This is a genomic window from Tardiphaga sp. P9-11, assembly GCF_008329525.1.
Classification (GTDB): domain Bacteria; phylum Pseudomonadota; class Alphaproteobacteria; order Rhizobiales; family Xanthobacteraceae; genus Tardiphaga.
The window spans coordinates 34,452-52,359 of the sequence record NZ_NPKQ01000010.1; the positions used below are offsets into that span (position 1 = coordinate 34,452).

Sequence of the window (17,908 nt, forward strand, 5' to 3'; positions counted from 1 at the left end):
CCGGTTGGGGCAGGGCAGTGATAGCGACGGTACCCGCAAAAGGCGATGCCCGTTTGCGCATATGGGCCAGAAGATGCTTTGTTCTCAAGGGCGCAAACGCGTGCTACACGCGAAGAGCGTGTAGCTGTGGACTTGCGGCTGTTGCGTCATTCCGCTGAGCGACGGGATCCGGGTTTGGCAAAAACAACTAAAAAAGCGCCGAAGAAAGCATTGAAGTGGCAGCGCGACCCGGAAGGGATGCGCTTGCGCATTCTCGAAGCCGCCAAGAAGGAGTTCGCAAGCAAGGGCCTCGCCGGTGCGCGCGTCGATCGCATCGCCGCGCAGGCCGGTGCCAACAAGCGCATGCTCTACTACCACGTCGGCAACAAGGATGCGCTCTATCTTGCGGTACTCGAAGGTGCCTATGAGCAGATCCGCGCCGAAGAACGCACGCTCGATCTCGAACATCTCGATCCGCCTGAGGCCATCGAGAGCCTGATCGGTTTCACCTGGAACTATTTCATCCGCAACCCGGAATTCCTCGCGCTGCTCAACACCGAAAATCTGGAGCGGGCGAAGCACATCAAGCGCTCCACCAAAGTGAAGTCGATGCATTCGCCGTTCGTGGAGATGATCCGTACGGTGGTGTTGCGCGGCGTTGCGTCGGGCGATTTCAAGGTCGCGATGGATCCGGTGCAGCTCTACATCTCCATCGCCGCACTGAGCTTTTTCTATATCGGCAACAACGCCACGCTGAGCGTGATCTTCGGCCGGGACCTCCTGGCGAAAGAGGCGCGGGACGAGCGCCTGGCCCACATGGTGGCGTTGGTTCTGGCGGCACTCACCGGGCGTTCGGTCGCCGAATTCCAGTTGCCGCCGACATCGGTTGTCCACACCCCGACGCGTCAAACCGCCTGAAATCGCTACGTAATTTCCGCTAGTTCAGCGCGCAATTGACAACAGCGAAGGCATGCGCTGTATTTATCCAACGAGTTAAATGCGACCGCGAAGCCGGCATCTGGGAGACGAAACGCGTGAGTGAGAAGAAAGCACCCGGCAGTGTATCGAAGCTGCTGAACGCCTCATGGCTGCGTCCCTTCGTGCTGTTGGTGATGATCGTCGTCGGCTGGGATCTCGCAATCCGCATCTTCAACATTCCCGCCTATCAGATCCCTGCGCCCGGCGATGTCGTGAAGGTGCTCTATACCGACTGGCCCGAGCTGCTCGCGCAGTCAGGGCCGACGACTTACGCAACGCTGCTCGGCTTTCTGGCGTCTGCCGTGTTCGGCATTCCGATCGCCATGCTGATCGCCGGTTCGCGGACCGTCGAGAGCTATGTCTATCCGCTGCTGGTGTTCTCGCAGTCGATTCCGAAGGTCGCCATCGCACCCTTGTTCGTGGTGTGGTTCGGCTTCGGCATCGTGCCGAAGATCATTGCCGCCTTTCTGCTCGGATTCTTTCCCGTCGTTGTGTCGGCGGTGCAAGGCTTCAAGTCGGTCGATCCCGACATGGTCGATCTCGCCCGCGCCATGAAGGGCAGCCGCTTTCGCGTGTTCTGCGCGGTGAACCTGCCGCACGCGCTGCCGGCGATCTTCTCCGGCCTCAAGGTCTCCGTCACGCTCGCCGTCGTCGGCGCGGTGGTCGGTGAGTTTGTGGGCTCAAATTCCGGCATCGGTTATGTGCTGCAGCGGTCGATCGGCACCTTTGATTTGCCGACGATGTTTGCGGCTCTCGTGATCCTCGCGCTGCTCGGCGTCATTCTGTTCTGGCTTGTCGATCGTATCGAACGCTTTGCGATACCCTGGCATGTCAGTCAGCGCGCGGATGTCTTCGTCGGATCCTGATCGGGACGTGCAATTCCAAACAAGCGGTCCGGCGAAACGGGCCGCAATCACTGCTTCAATGGGAGGCTACAAATGCTGAAATGGGTTACTGCTGTTTCGACAGCTGCGATCACCGTCACGCTCGCACTCGCCACGCCGGCCGCTGCCGCCGACAAGGTGACGCTGATGCTCAACTGGTATGTCTATGGCGAGCATGCGCCGTTCTATTACGGCAAGGCCAAGGGCATCTATGAAGCCGAAGGCATCGATCTCGACATTCAGGAAGGCCGCGGTTCAGCTGCGACCGTGCAGGCCGTCGCCGCCAAGAGCGTGAATTTCGGCTATGTCGATGTCCCCACCATGATGCGCGCGGCCGTGAAGGGCGCCCCGGTGATCGCCACCGGCGTGCTGCTGCAGACCTCGGCCATGTCGGTGATGGGCTTCGTCGACAAGAACATCAAGAAGCCGGACGACATCAAGGGCAAGACCGTGGCGATCACGCCGGCGGATTCCATGACCCAGATCTGGCCGCTGTTCCTCAAGAAGGCCGGCCTCAAAGAATCGGATTTCAAGACCGTTGCCGGTGACGGACAGACCAAGCTCAACGCCGTCATCAACGGCCAGGCTGACCTGCTGCTCGGTTACGTTATGGACCAGTCCATGAAGATCAAGGATGCCACCGGCAAGGATGTCTATCCGATCAAGTTCGCCGATTACGGCATTCATCTGGTGTCGTCGGGCATCATCACCAACACCGATTATGCCAAGGCCAATCCGGATCTCGTGAAGCGCTTCATGTCGGCGACCACCAAGGCCGTAGAAGCGGCATCCAAGGAGCCGAAGGCTGCTGCGCAGTCGATCCTCGATGCCAACCCGAAGGGCGGCAAGATCGAGACCCTGACTCAGGGGTTCGAACTCACCATCCCGCTCTACACGACGCCGGAAACCAAGGGTAAGCGCCCGTTCCAGGTCACCGACCAGAACATGAAGGACTCGGTGGACCTGATGGTCGAATACGGCGGTCTGGAAGCCAAGGCCAAGGAAAACCCGAAAGCCTTTTACACCAACGAATATCTGCCGAAGTAACCGGCCCGGTTGCTTCGACCGAACTGACGAAACCAACAGGACTAGCCTTCATGACTGCAGCGATGAGGACCATGAGCGTCGATCAACCGAGTGCGCATCTTCGCGTCGTATCAGAGCAGTCCGCGCCATCGACGACGTCGGGGATCAATCTCTCCGGCGTCTCCAAGACCTATGGGACCGGCGACGGCAAAGTGCCGTCACTGCGTCCCCTGGACTTCCACATCAATGACGGCGAGTTCTTCGTCGTGGTCGGCCCATCGGGCTGCGGCAAGTCCACGCTGCTCAAGATGATCTCGGGACTGCTTCCACCGACGACCGGCGAAATCCACGTCGACGGCAACAAGGTCACCGAGCCGCATGGCGATGTCGGCATCGTGTTCCAGAACGCGCTGTTGCTGCCGTGGCGCAACATCATCAATAACGTGTTGATGCCGATCGATATGAAGAACCTGCCGCGCGCCGATTATATGGACCGCGCCAAGCAGCTTCTGAAAATGGTTGGCCTCGAAGGCTTCGAGAAGAAGCTGCCGTGGCAGCTCTCCGGCGGCATGCAGCAGCGGGCCTCGATTTGCCGTGCACTGGTTCACGATCCCAAGATCATGATGATGGACGAGCCGTTCGGCGCGCTGGACGCCATGACGCGCGAGAAGATGAATGTCGAGCTGTCGCGCATCCAGCGCACCACTGGCAAGACGATCCTCCTGATCACCCATTCGATTCCGGAAGCCGTGTTTCTCGCCGACAAGGTGCTGGTGATGACCGAACGCCCCGGCGGCATCGCTGCGATTTACGACGTGCCGCTCGGCCGCGAGCGCACCCTCGATGCGATGGCCAACCCGATCTTCATCGATCTCGTTGCGCGCATCCGCAAGCATTTCATGACCAACAGCGCGCTGGACTAAGGCACACTTCCATGTCGCCACGCATCGCCTTGCGAGACATTACGCTGTTCGAGCGCCACGTGGCGTTCGTGCGGCCGTTTCGCTTTGGCGCCGTGACGGTCAATGCCGCGCCGCAGGCTTTCGTGCGCGTCGAGCTCGAGGTCGAAGGCAAGGGCGTGTTTGTCGGCGCCTCGGCCGAGCTGATGGTGCCGAAGTGGTTCGACAAGCGGCCGCATCTCGCCGTTGATGACACCGTGAATGAGCTCCGGCAGTCGCTGGTCATCGCCAAAGAACTCTATCGCGCGCAATCCGGTTTCATTTCCGCCTTCGGTCTGCATGCGGCTTGTATCGGCGAACAGATGAAGGCCTGTGCTGAACTGGACATTCCACCTCTGGCCGCAGGCTTCGGCCCGGCGGAAATCGACAAGGCTGTGCTGGACGCGCTGCTGCGTGGTCTCAATCTGAATTTCTTCGACGGCATGGTTGCAAATGTCGCCGGCCTCACGGTGCGTCTTGCGCCCGATCTCGGCGCTGACGACATCGCGACGTTCCTCGCGGGCCGTGAGCGGCTCGAGCGCGTCGCGCTTCGCCATACCGTCGGCCTCGATGATGTGATCGAAGGCGAGGGCGGTGTCGCCGACCCCCGCGAAAACAGCGGCGCACGCTACTTCAAGCTGAAGATGAACGGCGATCCGGAAGCCGATGCAGCACGGCTGACACGCATTGGTCAGGCACTGACGACGCTGCCTTGCGATTATCAGGTCACTCTCGACGCCAACGAACAATATGCCGATCTTCATGCACTCGGGGCACTGGTTGATCGTCTCGATAACGACAGCGCACTTACGACCATCGCATCGAAACTCCTGTATATCGAGCAGCCGATGCCGCGCGACATTACGCGGGAGTCGCCGTTGGGCCGACTGTCATCGCGAAATTTCATCATCGACGAGGCCGACGATAACTGGGACGCATTCCCCGCCGCCAAGGCGCTGGGCTATCGCGGCATTTCCTCAAAATCCTGCAAGGGCTTCTACAAGTCCGTCGCCAATGCGACGCGCGCCGCGGCGTGGAGCGCGCAGGGCGTCGAGCATTTCATCACCGGCGAGGATCTCACCTGCCAGGCCGGGCTCGGTGTGCAGCAGGATCTCGCGCTCGGTGCGTTGATCGGTGTCACCCATGCCGAGCGCAACGGCCACCATTACGTCGATGGTTTCGGCAGCGCGCCGGATGGCGAGGCAGAGGCATTCCTCAGGGCTCATCCCGATCTCTACAGCCGGGATGGCGACACCATCCGTCTGTCGATTCACGACGGCGATCTCCTCACGGGATCGCTGACCTCTGCCGGATTTGCATCCGGCGCATATCCGGACTGGTCGGTGCTGTCGCCGCTCCAGCTCGCTTCATCCGATCATTCCCAAACTAAAGTTCTCCAGGAGTCCTGACTATGGCTGTCCACCGCCTCGGCATCATCATGAACGGCATCACCGGCCGTATGGGTCTCAACCAGCATCTCGTGCGCTCGATCGTTGCGATCCGTGCGCAAGGTGGCGTGACCCTGAAGAACGGCGACCGCATGATGCCGGATCCGATCCTGGTCGGCCGCAATGCCGAGAAGATCGAGGGCCTCGCCAAGAAGTACGGCATCGAGCGCTGGACCACCGATCTCGACAAGGCCTTCGCCGACAAGAACGACAGCATCTTCTTCGACGCGGCGACCACGCAGGCACGCCCGGGTCTGCTCAACCGCGCCATCGAGGCCGGCAAGCACATCTATTGCGAGAAGCCGATCGCGACCAATCTGGAAGCGGCGCTCGACGTCATCAAGAAGGCGAACGCCAAGGGCCTCAAGCACGGCACGGTGCAGGACAAGCTATTCCTGCCAGGCCTGAAGAAGCTGGCGATGCTGCGTGACTCGGGCTTCTTCGGCAAGATGCTCTCGGTGCGCGGCGAGTTCGGCTACTGGGTGTTTGAGGGCGACTGGCAGGAAGCCCAGCGCCCGTCCTGGAACTACCGCGCCGAAGACGGCGGCGGCATGATCCTCGACATGGTCTGCCACTGGCGCTACGTGCTTGATAACCTGTTCGGCGAAGTCGAGAGCTTGACGTGTTTGGGCACCACCGACATTCCGGCGCGTTGGGACGAGCAGGGCAAGAAGTACACGGCGACCGCCGACGATTCCGCCTATGCGACCTTCAAGCTGAAGGGCGGCGTCATCGCCCATATGAACATGTCCTGGGCCACCCGCGTCTATCGCGATGACCTCGTGACCTTCCAGGTCGATGGCACCCACGGTTCGGCCGTTGCCGGTCTCACCGAGTGCATGATCCAGGCCCGTCAGGCGACGCCGCGCCCGATCTGGAATCCCGACGAGAAGCGCACCCACGATTTCTATGCCGACTGGCAGAAGGTTCCGGACAACGCCGTCTACGACAACGGCTTCAAGGAACAGTGGGAAATGTTCATTCGGCACGTCTGCGAGGACGCGCCCTACAAGTACACGCTGCTCGAAGGCGCCAAGGGCGTGCAGCTCGTCGAATGCGCGCTGGAAAGCTGGAAGGAGCGTCGCTGGATCGACGTTCCCGCACTCAAGGTCTGAGGTTCGCCATGAACAAGCCAGTCATGCCCACATCGACCGCGTCGTCGCTGTCGCTGAAACTGCCGAAGGCTGATCGTTCGATCGAGACCTATCGTCTCGCAGCGTCGCGCACGTTTCCGGCCAAGTTGGACGGCACGCTGAACCGCATCGCCTTCTCGGCGGCGCATATCGTCGCCGACCCGCTGGCGGAGTGCGATCCGTGGCTCAATCAGACCATCGATTGGGACCGCACCATCGCGTTTCGTGAGCATGTCTGGGATCTCGGTCTTGGCGTCGCGGAAGCGATGGACACCGCCCAGCGCGGCATGGGCATGGACTGGCCGACCTCGCTCGAACTCATCACGCGCTCTGTCGCGGCGGCGAAGCCGCGCGGCGCGCTGGTGTTCTCGGGTGCCGGCACCGATCACCTCGCGGTGGAAGACGCAAAGTCCATTGATGATGTGATCAAGGCGTACGAACAGCAGTTCGAAGCCATCGAGAAAATCGGCGGCCGCATCATCCTGATGGCGTCGCGCGCGCTGGCCAAGCTCGGCAGGAGCGCCGAGGATTACGGCCGCGTCTATGACCGCATCCTGTCGCAGTCGGCGCAGCCGGTGATCATCCACTGGCTCGGCGACATGTTCGATCCGGCGCTGGCGAATTATTGGGGCACGCCGAGCCTCGACACCGCGATGGATATCGCGGTCGACGTCATCAACCGCAACGCCGCCAAGGTCGACGGCGTCAAGGTCTCGCTGCTCGACGCGCAGCGCGAAATCGACATGCGTCGTCGTCTTGATCCCAAGGTCAAGATGTATACCGGCGACGATTTCAACTATGCCGAACTGATCGCCGGCGACGACAAGGGCTTTTCGCACGCGCTGCTCGGCATATTCGACGCTATCGCACCGGCCGCGTCCTATGCATTGTCGCGTTTGGCGGCGGGCGACGAGGCCGGCTTCCACGATGTGCTGGGTCCCACGGTGCCGCTGTCGCGTCACATCTTCAAGGCGCCGACGCGGTTCTACAAAACGGGGATCGTGTTCATGGCCTATCTCAACGGCCATCAGGACCACTTTGCCATGATCGGCGGCCAGGAAAGCACGCGCTCGACGCAGCATCTCGCCGAGTTGTTCCGTCTCGCCGACAAGGCCGGTCTCTTGGCCAATCCCGAACTGGCGACGCAGCGCATGAAGGCGATTATGGTCACACGCGGGATCGAAGCCTGAGATGCGTGATTTCTCGAATGACCATCGCTGGCTGTCGCTGAATACGGCGACAGTGCGCAAGCAGGGCGACTTCGTCGCCATCGCCGAGGCCTGTGCGCGTCACAAGATCCGCGGTGTTTCGCCGTGGCGCGATCAGGTCGCGCTTGTCGGTCTCGACAAGGCCGTGAAGGCGGTCAGGGATCACGATCTCGAACTGTCCGGCTATTGCCGCGGCGGCATGTTCGTCTCCGACGAAGCCCATCGCCAGCAGCAGCGCGATGACAACAAACGCTGCGTCGATGAAGCGGTAGCATTGGGCTCACCTTGCATCGTGCTGGTCGTCGGTGGCCTGCCGCAGTATTCGCGGCCGGGCTCTGCGCCATCGAAGAACATCATCAATGCGCGCGCGCAGGTCGATGACGGCATCGCCGAAATGATGGAATATGCCAGGCAGGCGAAGATGCCACTGGCCATCGAGCCGCTGCATCCGGCCTATGCGGCCGACCGCGCCTGCGTGAATACGACGGAACAGGCACTCGATATCTGCGACCGGCTCGATCCCAACCGCACCGGCATGCTCGGCGTCGCCCTAGACGTCTATCACATCTGGTGGGACCCGGAGATGCATGGGCAGATCGCACGGGCAGGACAGGACCGTCTGCTCGCATTTCACGTCTGCGACTGGCTGGTGCCGACGAAGGACATCCTCAACGACCGCGGTATGATGGGCGACGGCGTCATCGATATCCGCAGCGCACGTGCTGCTGTGGAAGCGCAGGGCTTTGCCGGTTATTCCGAGATCGAGATCTTTTCGGAGAACTGGTGGAGCAAGTCGATGGACGAGGTACTGACCACCTGCATCGAGCGACACAAGACGGTGGTATAGTAGCTGAACTCGTCATTCCAGGGCGTGCTTCGCGGCGAAGCGGGCAAAGCACGAGCCCGGAAGCTCGATATGTTTGGCGCAGTCAGAGCTTCCCGTGTCGGGATTCTCAGCCACTCCAAGTAGAGTGCTGAGGCTCTGTGCCGTCGCCTTCTGCGCCGGTGCCACCCCGGAATGACAGTTTGGGACTAGAGCACCTAAACATTTTTTTCCTATTTATTTTTGACAATAATCCAGAAAGGGTTGTAACCCGCGCACCTCGTTCGCGAGGGGGCGCTTCGAGAGGCGTCTCGAGGCGGAGCGGGATGTGGCGCCTGCGGGCGAGGGAGGACGTATCCATGCGTAACCGGGAGGCCTCGGGTCGCCGTCCGGGGCCACTACAGGGGTCTGCCGCTATCGTGCGGCTTATTGGTGCGGGTGAAGGCGGGAAAACCGCTGGTTGACGGGCGCGATGCCCATGCCCAGTACAGGAAGAATGGTCCCGTCGCCCAAGATCGCCACGGTGGCGCGCCCTCAAGGCGTTGCGCGGGAGCCTCACGGCCTCGCGCCACAAACCATCCCTTGCGCCTTATGGCGCGCCGCCACCCCTCATCTTGAGGGACTGCTCACATCTCGACGCTCCGGCGTCGCGAGAATGCAACACTGTGGCGGCGCGATACCACCTGCAGTCATTCTCCTGACGCGACGCACCATTTTGTTGACAGAAACTTGGGTGAGTGCTTACTCACGACGCTATGAGCACACTTCGAATGACCCATGACCTCAGGCGCGAGCTGATCCTCAGCGCAGCGAAGCGATGCTTTGCGCGCAATGGATTTGCCGGCACCACGACCAAGAGCGTCGCGGCTGCAGCGTCGATTTCGGAAGGCCTGCTGTTCAAGCACTTCCCGACCAAGTCTGCGCTCTATGCCGAGATCCTGGCGGAGGAATGCGAAGCCGACCCCGGGCTCAACAAGCTGCTCGGTCTGCCGCCGTCGACCGAGACGCTGGTGATTCTGATTCGCGGCATGGTCGGACACTTCCTCGACATTCCGCGCGATCCCGATCCCGATCATGAAGAGGCGCAGCGCCTGCGGCTGATGGTCATCAGCCAGTTGCAGGACGGCGAATTCGCCCGGCTGCTGTTCGACAAGATCGGCGAACTGATTGGCCCGACCTTTACGGCGTCACTGGAGCACGCTGTCGGGACGGGTGACGCGGTCCGGGTCGGAAGAGAGCCGATGGGTCTTTTCTGGTTCGCGCACCACACCGCGATGATGGCGGCATTATCGCGCCTTCCCTCGGTTCCCTGTTTGCCTTATGCCAGCACCGCCGATAATGAGCGGCAACTTTGCGAATTTATTCTCCGCGGAATCGGACTGAAAGACACGGCGATCGCGACGTATATCGATCGCGAGCTTCCGCCGGACCTGATGCCAGCGAATACGACAGAAAGCGCATGACATGACACTCACGACCGAACCCAACAGCACTACGGCGCCGCGTGCGACTGTCGAGAAGCCCCGTCCGCGTCCGCGGATGGTGCGTTGGTTCATCATCGTCGGCATTCTGCTCGCGATCCTGGTGGGCGGCCTTGTGGGCTTCAACGCGTTCCGCGCCCACATGATCAAGCAGTTCTTCGCCACCATGAAGCCGCCGCCGACTGTGGTGAGTGTTGCGGATGCCAAGTCCGAAGTCGTGCCCAACCTGATCAGCGCCGTCGGCGATCTCGCCGCTGTGCATCAGGTCAACGTCACCTCTGACGTCAATGGCCGCATTACCGATATTCAGTTTACCGCGGGCGCGACCGTCAAGGCCGGGCAGCCGCTGGTGCAACTGTTCGACGGTCCGGACCAGGGCGACCTCGCCAACTTCAAGGCGGCTGCCACCGTGGCGCGCATCAATCTCGATCGCGCCAAACAGCTCGCCGAGCGTCAGGTTGGTCCGCAGGCCACCGTCGACACCACGCAGGCCGCGTATGATCAGGCGCAGGCCAATATCGCCAAGACCGAAGCGGTGATTTCGCAGAAGCAGGTGCGTGCGCCGTTCGACGGCGTGCTCGGCACGCGTCGGGTCGAAGTCGGCCAGTACCTGACGGCTGGCACGCAGATCGTGTCGCTCACCGATCTGTCCGCCGTCTACAACAACTTCACGGTCACGGAAAAAGACTCCGGCAAGCTGCAGGTCGGTCAGGCTGTGCGCATTTCGGTCGATGCTTATCCGGGCCGCAAGTTCGAGGGCAAGATCACTACGATCGAGCCGCAGATATCAGCCGATACGCGCAACATTCGCGTCCAGGCGACGCTGCAGAATCCGGAAGGCATCCTGAAGCCGGGCATGTTCGCGACCACGACCGTCGTGCTGCCGAGCAAACCGGCTGTCATCACCGTGCCGGAAACCGCAGTCGACTACACGCTCTATGGTGACTCGGTTTATCTGATCACCGAGAAGAAGAGCGACGATGGCAAGACCGAACTCTCGGCGGTGCGGACCTTCGTGCGCACTGGCGATCGTCTCGAGGGCCGCGCCGTGATCACGCAAGGCCTGAAGGCCGGCGATCGTGTCGTCGCGGTCGGCCAGCTCAAGCTGCAATCCGGCGCGCTGGTGTCGATCTCGACCGATCCGATCCCGCAGATTCCGGCGAAGCCGCCGCTGAACTGAGACCCGATGGACGGGCCGCGACATGCGGTCCGTCCCGGTTCATCTGAATGATTTTCTCGCATCGTCGCGCGGCCTGTGATGGCCGGCTGATGATGCCGATGACGGAGCGACCGCAATGGTCTTCACGGATATCTTCATCAAGCGCCCGGTGCTGGCGCTGGTCGTCAGCCTGCTGATCCTGCTGATCGGTTTCAAGGCTGCAACCAGCCTGCCGATCCGTCAGTATCCGAAACTGTCGAACACCGTGATCACCGTCACCACGGTATATCCCGGCGCGTCGCCGGACCTGATGCAGGGCTTTATCACCACGCCGATCGAGCAGGCCGTCGCGGCTGCTGAAGGCATCGACTACATGACGTCGGCATCGACGCAGGGCCAGAGCCTGATCTCGGTCTATATCAAGCTCAACGTCGATCCCAATGCCGCGCTGACCGAAGTTCTGTCGAAGGTCAATTCGGTCAAATACCTGATCCCGAAGGAAGCCAACGATCCTGTGATTCTGAAGTCTACCGGATCGACCACGGCGGTGATGTATCTCGGCTTCTCCAGTGAGGAACTGTCCGGTTCGGCGATCTCCGATTATCTGACGCGCGCGGTGCAGCCGATCCTGTCGACGGTCGACGGCGTGGCATCGGCCGAAATTCTCGGCGGTCAGACCTTCGCGATGCGCCTGTGGCTCGATCCGCTCCGCATGCAGGGCCGCGGTGTATCTCCGGATGATGTAGCTGCGGCGATCCGCGCCAACAACTTCCAGGCGGCAGCCGGTCAGACCAAGGGCTATTACATCGTCTCCAATGTGACGGCGAATACCGACCTGCAGAATGTCGACCAATTCAAGCGCATGACGGTGAAAGCCAAGGACGGTGGCTTTGTGCGTATGGAGGATATCGCCACCATCGAGCTTGCCGCGCAGAGTACGGACGCGAGCGTGGCGTTTAGTGGCGAGCGCGCGATCTTTATCGGCGTGCAGTCGACGCCGCTCGGCAATCCGCTCAACATCGTCAAGGGCGTGCGCGCGCTGTTCCCCGAACTTGAGCGCAACCTGCCGCCGTCGCTGAAGATGAAGGTCGCCTACGATTCCACCAAGTTCATCACGTCGTCGATCGAGGAAGTCGAGCACACGCTGATCGAAGCGGTCGGCATCGTGATCGTGGTGATCTTTCTGTTCCTGGCTTCGTTCCGCTCGGTCATCATTCCCGTCGTCACCATTCCGCTGTCGCTGGTTGGCGTCTGCAGCCTCATGCTCATCATGGGCTTCAGCATCAATCTGCTGACCCTGCTGGCGATGGTGCTCGCCATCGGCCTCGTGGTCGACGACGCCATCGTGGTGGTGGAGAACATCCACCGCCATCTGGAGGAGGGCAAATCGCCGGTGCAGGCGTCGCTCGAAGGCGCGCGCGAGATCGTCGGTCCGGTCATCTCCATGACCATCACGCTGGCGGCGGTGTATGCGCCGATCGGCTTCATTGGCGGTTTGACCGGTGCGCTGTTCCGCGAATTCGCCTTCACGCTGGCGGGCTCGGTGATCGTATCCGGCGTTATCGCGCTGACGCTGTCGCCGATGATGTGCTCGGTGCTGTTGAAGCAGGAAGAGCCGGGCTGGTTTGCCAAGAAGGTGGACAAGGTTTTCGGCGCCACCACGCGTTGGTATGGCCGGCAGCTTGATCGCTCGCTGGACTATCGTCCCATCACGGCCATGTTCGCCGTTGTGATCCTCGGTCTCGTCGGCTTCATGTACATGAATACGTCGAAGGAACTGGCGCCCGAGGAAGATCAGGGCATCCTGTTTGCGGTGACCAAGGGGCCGAAATACGCCAATATCGACTACGCGGATTTCTACGGCGATCGCATGGACGAGGCGTTCAAAAAATTTCCGGAAACCGACCTGCGCTTCATCATCAACGGCACCAACGGTCCGAGCAACGGCATCGCCGGCATGCTGTTGAAGCCGTGGGACGAGCGCAAGCGTTCGTCCACACAGCTGAAGCCGCTGGTGCAGGCCGAACTCAGCAAGATCGAGGGTGTCAACGCCTTCGCATTCAACCTTCCCGCGCTGCCGGGCGGTCCTGGCGGTTTGCCGATCCAGATGGTGATCAGCTCGACCAACGGTTTCCAGTCGGTCTATGAGGAGATGGTCAAGTTGAAGGACACCGCGCGCAAGAGCGGCCTGTTCATCGTCAGCGACAGCGATCTCGATTTCAATCAGCCGGTGGTTCGCGTCTCCGTCGATCGTTCCAAGGCCAACGATCTCGGCATCACCATGGCGAGCATCGGCAACACGCTGGCGACGCTGCTGGGCGGCAATTACACCAACCGCTTCAACCTGGAAGGGCGTTCCTATCAGGTGATCCCGCAGGTGCCGCGCGGCATGCGGCTCTCGCAGGATTCGCTGGCGAACTACTATGTGCCGACGACCACGGGCCAGCAGGTGCCGCTGTCGACGCTGGTCAAGGTCGAGACCGGGACCAATCCGAATGCCCTGTCGCACTACAATCAGCTGAACTCGGCGACCTTCCAGGCCGTGCCGATGCCGGGCGTGACGGTGGGGCAGGCGGTCGACTTCCTGGAGGGCGCCGCCAAGCAACTGCCGGCGGGTTTCAACCACGATTATCTCGCGGACAGCCGGCAGTATGTGCAGGAAGGCAACCAGCTCGCGGTGGCTTTCGGTTTCGCGCTGATCATCATTTTCCTGGTTCTGGCGGCGCAGTTCGAAAGTCTGCGCGATCCACTGGTGATCATGATTACGGTGCCGATGGCGATCCTGGGTGCGTTGATTCCGCTGTTCTTCGGTCTGGCGACGATCAACATCTATACCCAGGTGGGTCTGTTGACGCTGGTCGGCCTGATCTCGAAGCACGGCATCCTGATGGTGGAGTTCGCCAACGAACTGCAGCTCAAGGAAGGCCTCGATCGTCGCTCGGCCATCGAGATGGCCGCCCGGGTGCGTCTGCGTCCGATCCTGATGACCACGGCTGCGATGGTCACCGGTCTGCTGCCGTTGCTCACCGCTGCGGGTGCAGGTGCAGCGAGCCGCTTCTCGATCGGCCTCGTGGTCGTCTCCGGCATGATGATCGGCACGCTGTTCACACTGTTCGTGCTGCCCGCGGTGTATGTGGCAATCGCCACCGATCACCGCGCCGGCAAGGAAACGGAACGTGCCAAGCAGATCGCGGAATTCGATCTGGAGCACACGCGGACGGCCTGATCGTATGACGCGGTCTTGAAGCTGAGCTTGCAGGGCCACACGGTTTGAGGTTGGATGGCGGATCGCTTCATGCGATCCGCCATTCGCTTGTGGCGGCCCGGATGCTCCACAGGACCCGCCCCATGACGCGTGATTTTCCGGCCGGCAATTATCGCTACATTCCCGCAGTGTTTCAGTATTCGAGCGGCGTTGCGGCCCATGCGGATTTCGAGATCGAACGCGTTCGCTTCGACAAATGGCTGCCATTGGCCGATGGCTTCGCGCGCATTGCCGATTACATCCTCGCGGCCGATCGACCGCTGACATCTTTCTGCGCCTGCGAACTGCGCTCGCCTGCGGTGGTCGATGAAGCCGGTTTTCGGAAGTTCAACGAGCACTATGTGAAGACGCTTGCGGAATGGGGCATCTTCGACGGGAGCAACAATCCCGTGGCGCGCAGCAATGTCTGCCTCGAAATCGATCCGCCGACCGAACCGTCGTTCTACGCATTCTCGTTCACGCGGCCGGCACTCGGCGCGAAGCCAAGCTTTGTCATTGCCGGTGGCGCTGAAGCGCGTGGCGGACCTGGAACATATCCCGAGCGCATCACGCGCTATCGCGAGACCTCGCCCGACGCGTTTCGCGAGAAAACGCGGATGACCATGAGCAATATGGAAGAGCGCCTCGGCGCCTTCGGCTTCTCATGGAAGGATACGACGGCGACCCAGATCTACACGGTACAGGATTTCCATCCCGTGGTGGCCGATGAACTGATCGAGCGCGGCGCATCACGGCAAGGCATGACCTGGCATTTTGCAAGGCCGCCGGTGGTGGATCTAGAATTCGAGATGGATACGCGGCGCGTGATGCGCGAATTCGTGATCTGACATATCAGGTTGCGTGCGCTGATTTTCTGAGATGCTTGGCGACGATCCGAAGGTCATCGACAAAGTGCGCATATTCGCGCGCCTTGGCATCCTCGTCGGGCAGTCGTAGCAGATATGATGGATGCACGGTCACGAGAACCTGTGTGCCGTCGTCAGCCTCGAAGATCCGGCCGCGCGTCTTGCCGATCGGCGTGATCTTGCCGAGCACGCTTTGCGCGGCTGTCGCGCCCATCGCGACGACGAGTTCTGGTTTCATAGACGCTTTTTCGCGCTCATACCAGGGACGGCACGCCTTGATTTCCGGCGTTGCCGGCTTCTGGTGCAGACGGAATTTTCCACGCGGCACGAATTTGAAGTGCTTCACGGCATTGGTGACATAGACCTTGCCCCTGACAATGCCGGCTTCCTTCAGCGCCTTGTCGAGCATTTGTCCGGCCGGTCCGACGAACGGCTTGCCGGCAAGGTCTTCCTTGTCGCCGGGCTGTTCGCCGACCATCATCACAGAAGCCTGCTGTGGGCCTTCGCCGAACACGGTTTGCGTCGCGTCTTTCCACAAATGACAGGCGCGGCAGTCGGCGGCTTCCTCGCGCAATGCGGCAAGACTTTCCTTCCCGGTATGTTCGGCAATTTCGGGCGCATGTGACTTGACCATCGTCTCCTCCCGACGTTGCGGCTTCTTCGGCACGCTGGCTTCGGCCGCGATCATGTCGCCCGTAACGCGCTCGGCTTCCGCGATCAGCGGCTTGATCAACGCGGCTTCGGGCAAGTTGCGCCAGTATTTCTTCGGCATCTCGTTCTGCATCGCCTTGGTCTTCAACCGTGCCGGGTTGAAGATGTTGGCGTAATAGGCCAGCCACACGTCTTCGAGCCGATCCTTCGTCGGCGCATCCGACTTGCTGACGCCGGGCGTGATCGAAATCGCGTGACCGTCCCAATGCGCGCAGAGATCCGGCGTCAGGATCGACCACGCCATGTCGGCGAAGCGCCGCGCGAAGAACGGAGCGGCGAGTTCGACGATGTGATGTTCGGGCTCGAACCAGGCGACGAAGTGCGACTTCGGCTCACGGTCGATTTCACGAAATCGTACGAAAGCATGCATCTTGTGCTCGTCGCGCCGGACAGCCTTGGCCATCGCCTGCAATTTAGCGACGTCGGAATCAATCGCGACGTGGATCAAATCGGGATTGTCGCGCAGCCGCCACAATAGACGATAGAGCAGGGCGAAGCGTTCGGGATCGCGATACAGGACCGCAGTCTCGGCAAGTTCGACGAATTTGGCCGGCACGTTGAACGTGCCTTTTGCAGCGTCGGATAGCGACGTTGCTGGCGAGGCGGAGAACAATTCAGGCTCGGTGCCTGCAACCTTCCATGTCACATCGCCGGGAGCAATGTCGTTGAGCGCCAGTTTGCGTGCCGCCTTGCGCCAGCCTGCGAAATCGGTGTCGCTCTCCAGCACGATGGTGTGCATCGGATCTCCTGAAATGAAATCCTAAAATCCAAATCCCAATTGGGTTGCCTTCGGTTTGAACCGCTCCGCCAGCTTCGCGCTGTCCAGCAAATTCACGGCGGGGCGATGATCCGGAAGAACGATGAAAGGCAGTGCCTTGTTCCGCGGAATATGCAGCCGGGCTAGGTCGCCGACGCGGATCGACGAAATGCGGCGGGTTTCGATGATGCGCTGCACGGCTTTTGCGCCAAAGCCGGGTACGCGCAGAAGGTCCTCGCGACTGGCGCGATTGACGTCGAGCGGGAAGCGGTCGCGGTGGCGCAGCGCCCAGGCGAGTTTCGGGTCCATGTCCAGCGACAGCATGCCGTGGCTGTCATCGACGATTTCGTCGGCTTCGAAGCCATAGAAGCGCATCAGCCAGTCGGCCTGATACAGCCGATGCTCGCGGATCAGCGGCGGCGCGCGCAGCGGCAGCGAACGGCTCGCATCGGGGATCGGGCTGAAGGCGGAGTAATAGACGCGCTTCAGATTGTAGGATCCGTAGAGATTGGCGGAGGTCCGGATGATGATTGAATCATTGGCGCTGTCGGCGCCGACGATCATCTGCGTGCTCTGGCCGGCCGGCGCAAAACGCGGCCCGACTTTGCCGCGTGACGTCGGCTTCTGTCCTTCGCGGGCTTCGTCGAGTTTCAGCCGCAGGCGTCCCATCGTTCGTCGGATAGCGCGAGCGTCTTTTTCCGGAGCCAGCTTGGCGAGGCTGTCTTCTTCCGGCACCTCTATATTGATCGAGAGCCGGTCGGCATATTTGCCGGCCTCGGTGATCAGCGCATCATCGGCTTCCGGAATGGTCTTGAGGTGAATATAGCCGCGGAAGTGATGCTCCTCGCGCAGTTTTCGCGCGACGGCGACAACCTGTTCCATCGTGTAATCGGCGCTGCGGATGATGCCCGACGAGAGAAACAGTCCCTCGATGTAATTGCGCCGGTAGAAATCCAGCGTCAGTTGCACCACTTCGTCGACGGTGAAGCGGGCGCGCGTCACATTGCTGGAGGCCCGGTTGACGCAATAAAGGCAATCGTAATTGCAGGCATTGGTGAGCAGGATCTTCAGCAGCGAGATGCAGCGGCCGTCCGGCGTATAGGAATGACAGATCCCCATGCCTGCATCGGTCGAGCCGATGCCTTTGCCGTCGCGGGAGTCCCGTTTCTCGGTACCGCTGGACGCACAGGACGCGTCGTATTTCGCGGCATCCGCCAGGATTTCCAGCTTACGCTTCACGTCCATGTTCAAAATCCCTTTAATTTCAAATGCT

14 protein-coding genes are annotated in these 17,908 nt (G+C 61.1%); 12 read left to right on the forward strand and 2 right to left on the reverse strand.

Features of this window, described 5'->3' with window-relative positions; genetic code table 11:
• Positions 1-237 precede the first annotated feature (237 nt).
• The 12 genes from CIW50_RS24310 (at position 238) to cnbZ (ending at position 15,149) form a co-directional block, all read left to right on the forward strand.
• Positions 238-897: a TetR/AcrR family transcriptional regulator gene (locus CIW50_RS24310; RefSeq protein WP_349636759.1), complete on the forward strand. Its 660-nt coding sequence runs from the start codon at positions 238-240 to the stop codon at positions 895-897.
• Positions 898-1,091: 194 nt separating this feature from the next.
• A complete protein-coding gene (locus tag CIW50_RS24315) occupies positions 1,092-1,823 on the forward strand; it encodes an ABC transporter permease (protein ID WP_502707538.1) in 732 nt (243 codons plus the stop codon).
• Between the two features lie 72 nt (positions 1,824-1,895).
• Entirely contained in the window at positions 1,896-2,888 is a 993-nt protein-coding gene (locus tag CIW50_RS24320) for an ABC transporter substrate-binding protein (protein WP_149533756.1), read from the forward strand.
• A 50-nt stretch (positions 2,889-2,938) separates the two neighbouring features.
• Entirely contained in the window at positions 2,939-3,790 is an 852-nt protein-coding gene (locus CIW50_RS24325) for an ABC transporter ATP-binding protein (RefSeq protein WP_149533757.1), read from the forward strand.
• A gap of 11 nt (positions 3,791-3,801) precedes the next feature.
• Positions 3,802-5,214: an enolase-like domain-containing protein gene (locus CIW50_RS24330; protein WP_149533758.1), complete on the forward strand. Its 1,413-nt coding sequence runs from the start codon at positions 3,802-3,804 to the stop codon at positions 5,212-5,214.
• A 2-nt stretch (positions 5,215-5,216) separates the two neighbouring features.
• The gene (locus CIW50_RS24335; protein WP_149533759.1) at positions 5,217-6,368 is read left to right on the forward strand and encodes a Gfo/Idh/MocA family protein; all 1,152 of its coding nucleotides are present in this window, start codon (positions 5,217-5,219) and stop codon (positions 6,366-6,368) included.
• An 8-nt stretch (positions 6,369-6,376) separates the two neighbouring features.
• On the forward strand, positions 6,377-7,576 hold the full coding sequence (locus CIW50_RS24340; protein WP_149533760.1) for a dihydrodipicolinate synthase family protein: 1,200 nt from the start codon (positions 6,377-6,379) through the stop codon (positions 7,574-7,576).
• A gap of 1 nt (position 7,577) precedes the next feature.
• Entirely contained in the window at positions 7,578-8,441 is an 864-nt protein-coding gene (locus tag CIW50_RS24345) for a sugar phosphate isomerase/epimerase family protein (RefSeq protein ID WP_149533761.1), read from the forward strand.
• A 731-nt stretch (positions 8,442-9,172) separates the two neighbouring features.
• A complete protein-coding gene (locus CIW50_RS24350; protein WP_149533762.1) occupies positions 9,173-9,880 on the forward strand; it encodes a TetR/AcrR family transcriptional regulator in 708 nt (235 codons plus the stop codon).
• Between the two features lies 1 nt (position 9,881).
• On the forward strand, positions 9,882-11,078 hold the full coding sequence (locus CIW50_RS24355; protein WP_149533763.1) for an efflux RND transporter periplasmic adaptor subunit: 1,197 nt from the start codon (positions 9,882-9,884) through the stop codon (positions 11,076-11,078).
• A 115-nt stretch (positions 11,079-11,193) separates the two neighbouring features.
• Positions 11,194-14,283: a MexW/MexI family multidrug efflux RND transporter permease subunit gene (locus CIW50_RS24360; RefSeq protein WP_149533764.1), complete on the forward strand. Its 3,090-nt coding sequence runs from the start codon at positions 11,194-11,196 to the stop codon at positions 14,281-14,283.
• A gap of 122 nt (positions 14,284-14,405) precedes the next feature.
• Positions 14,406-15,149 (forward strand): 2-amino-5-chloromuconate deaminase CnbZ, encoded by a 744-nt coding sequence (gene cnbZ, locus CIW50_RS24365; RefSeq protein WP_149533765.1) that lies wholly within the window; start codon positions 14,406-14,408, stop codon positions 15,147-15,149.
• 4 nt (positions 15,150-15,153) lie between these two features.
• On the opposite strand, the gene CIW50_RS24370 is transcribed toward cnbZ, so the two are convergent.
• Both CIW50_RS24370 and CIW50_RS24375 read right to left on the reverse strand, forming a co-directional pair.
• Complete coding sequence (locus tag CIW50_RS24370; protein ID WP_149533766.1) at positions 15,154-16,617, reverse strand: UdgX family uracil-DNA binding protein; 1,464 nt, start codon at positions 16,615-16,617, stop codon at positions 15,154-15,156.
• A 21-nt stretch (positions 16,618-16,638) separates the two neighbouring features.
• A complete protein-coding gene (locus CIW50_RS24375; protein WP_149533767.1) occupies positions 16,639-17,880 on the reverse strand; it encodes a putative DNA modification/repair radical SAM protein in 1,242 nt (413 codons plus the stop codon).
• Between the last annotated feature and the right edge of the window lie 28 nt (positions 17,881-17,908).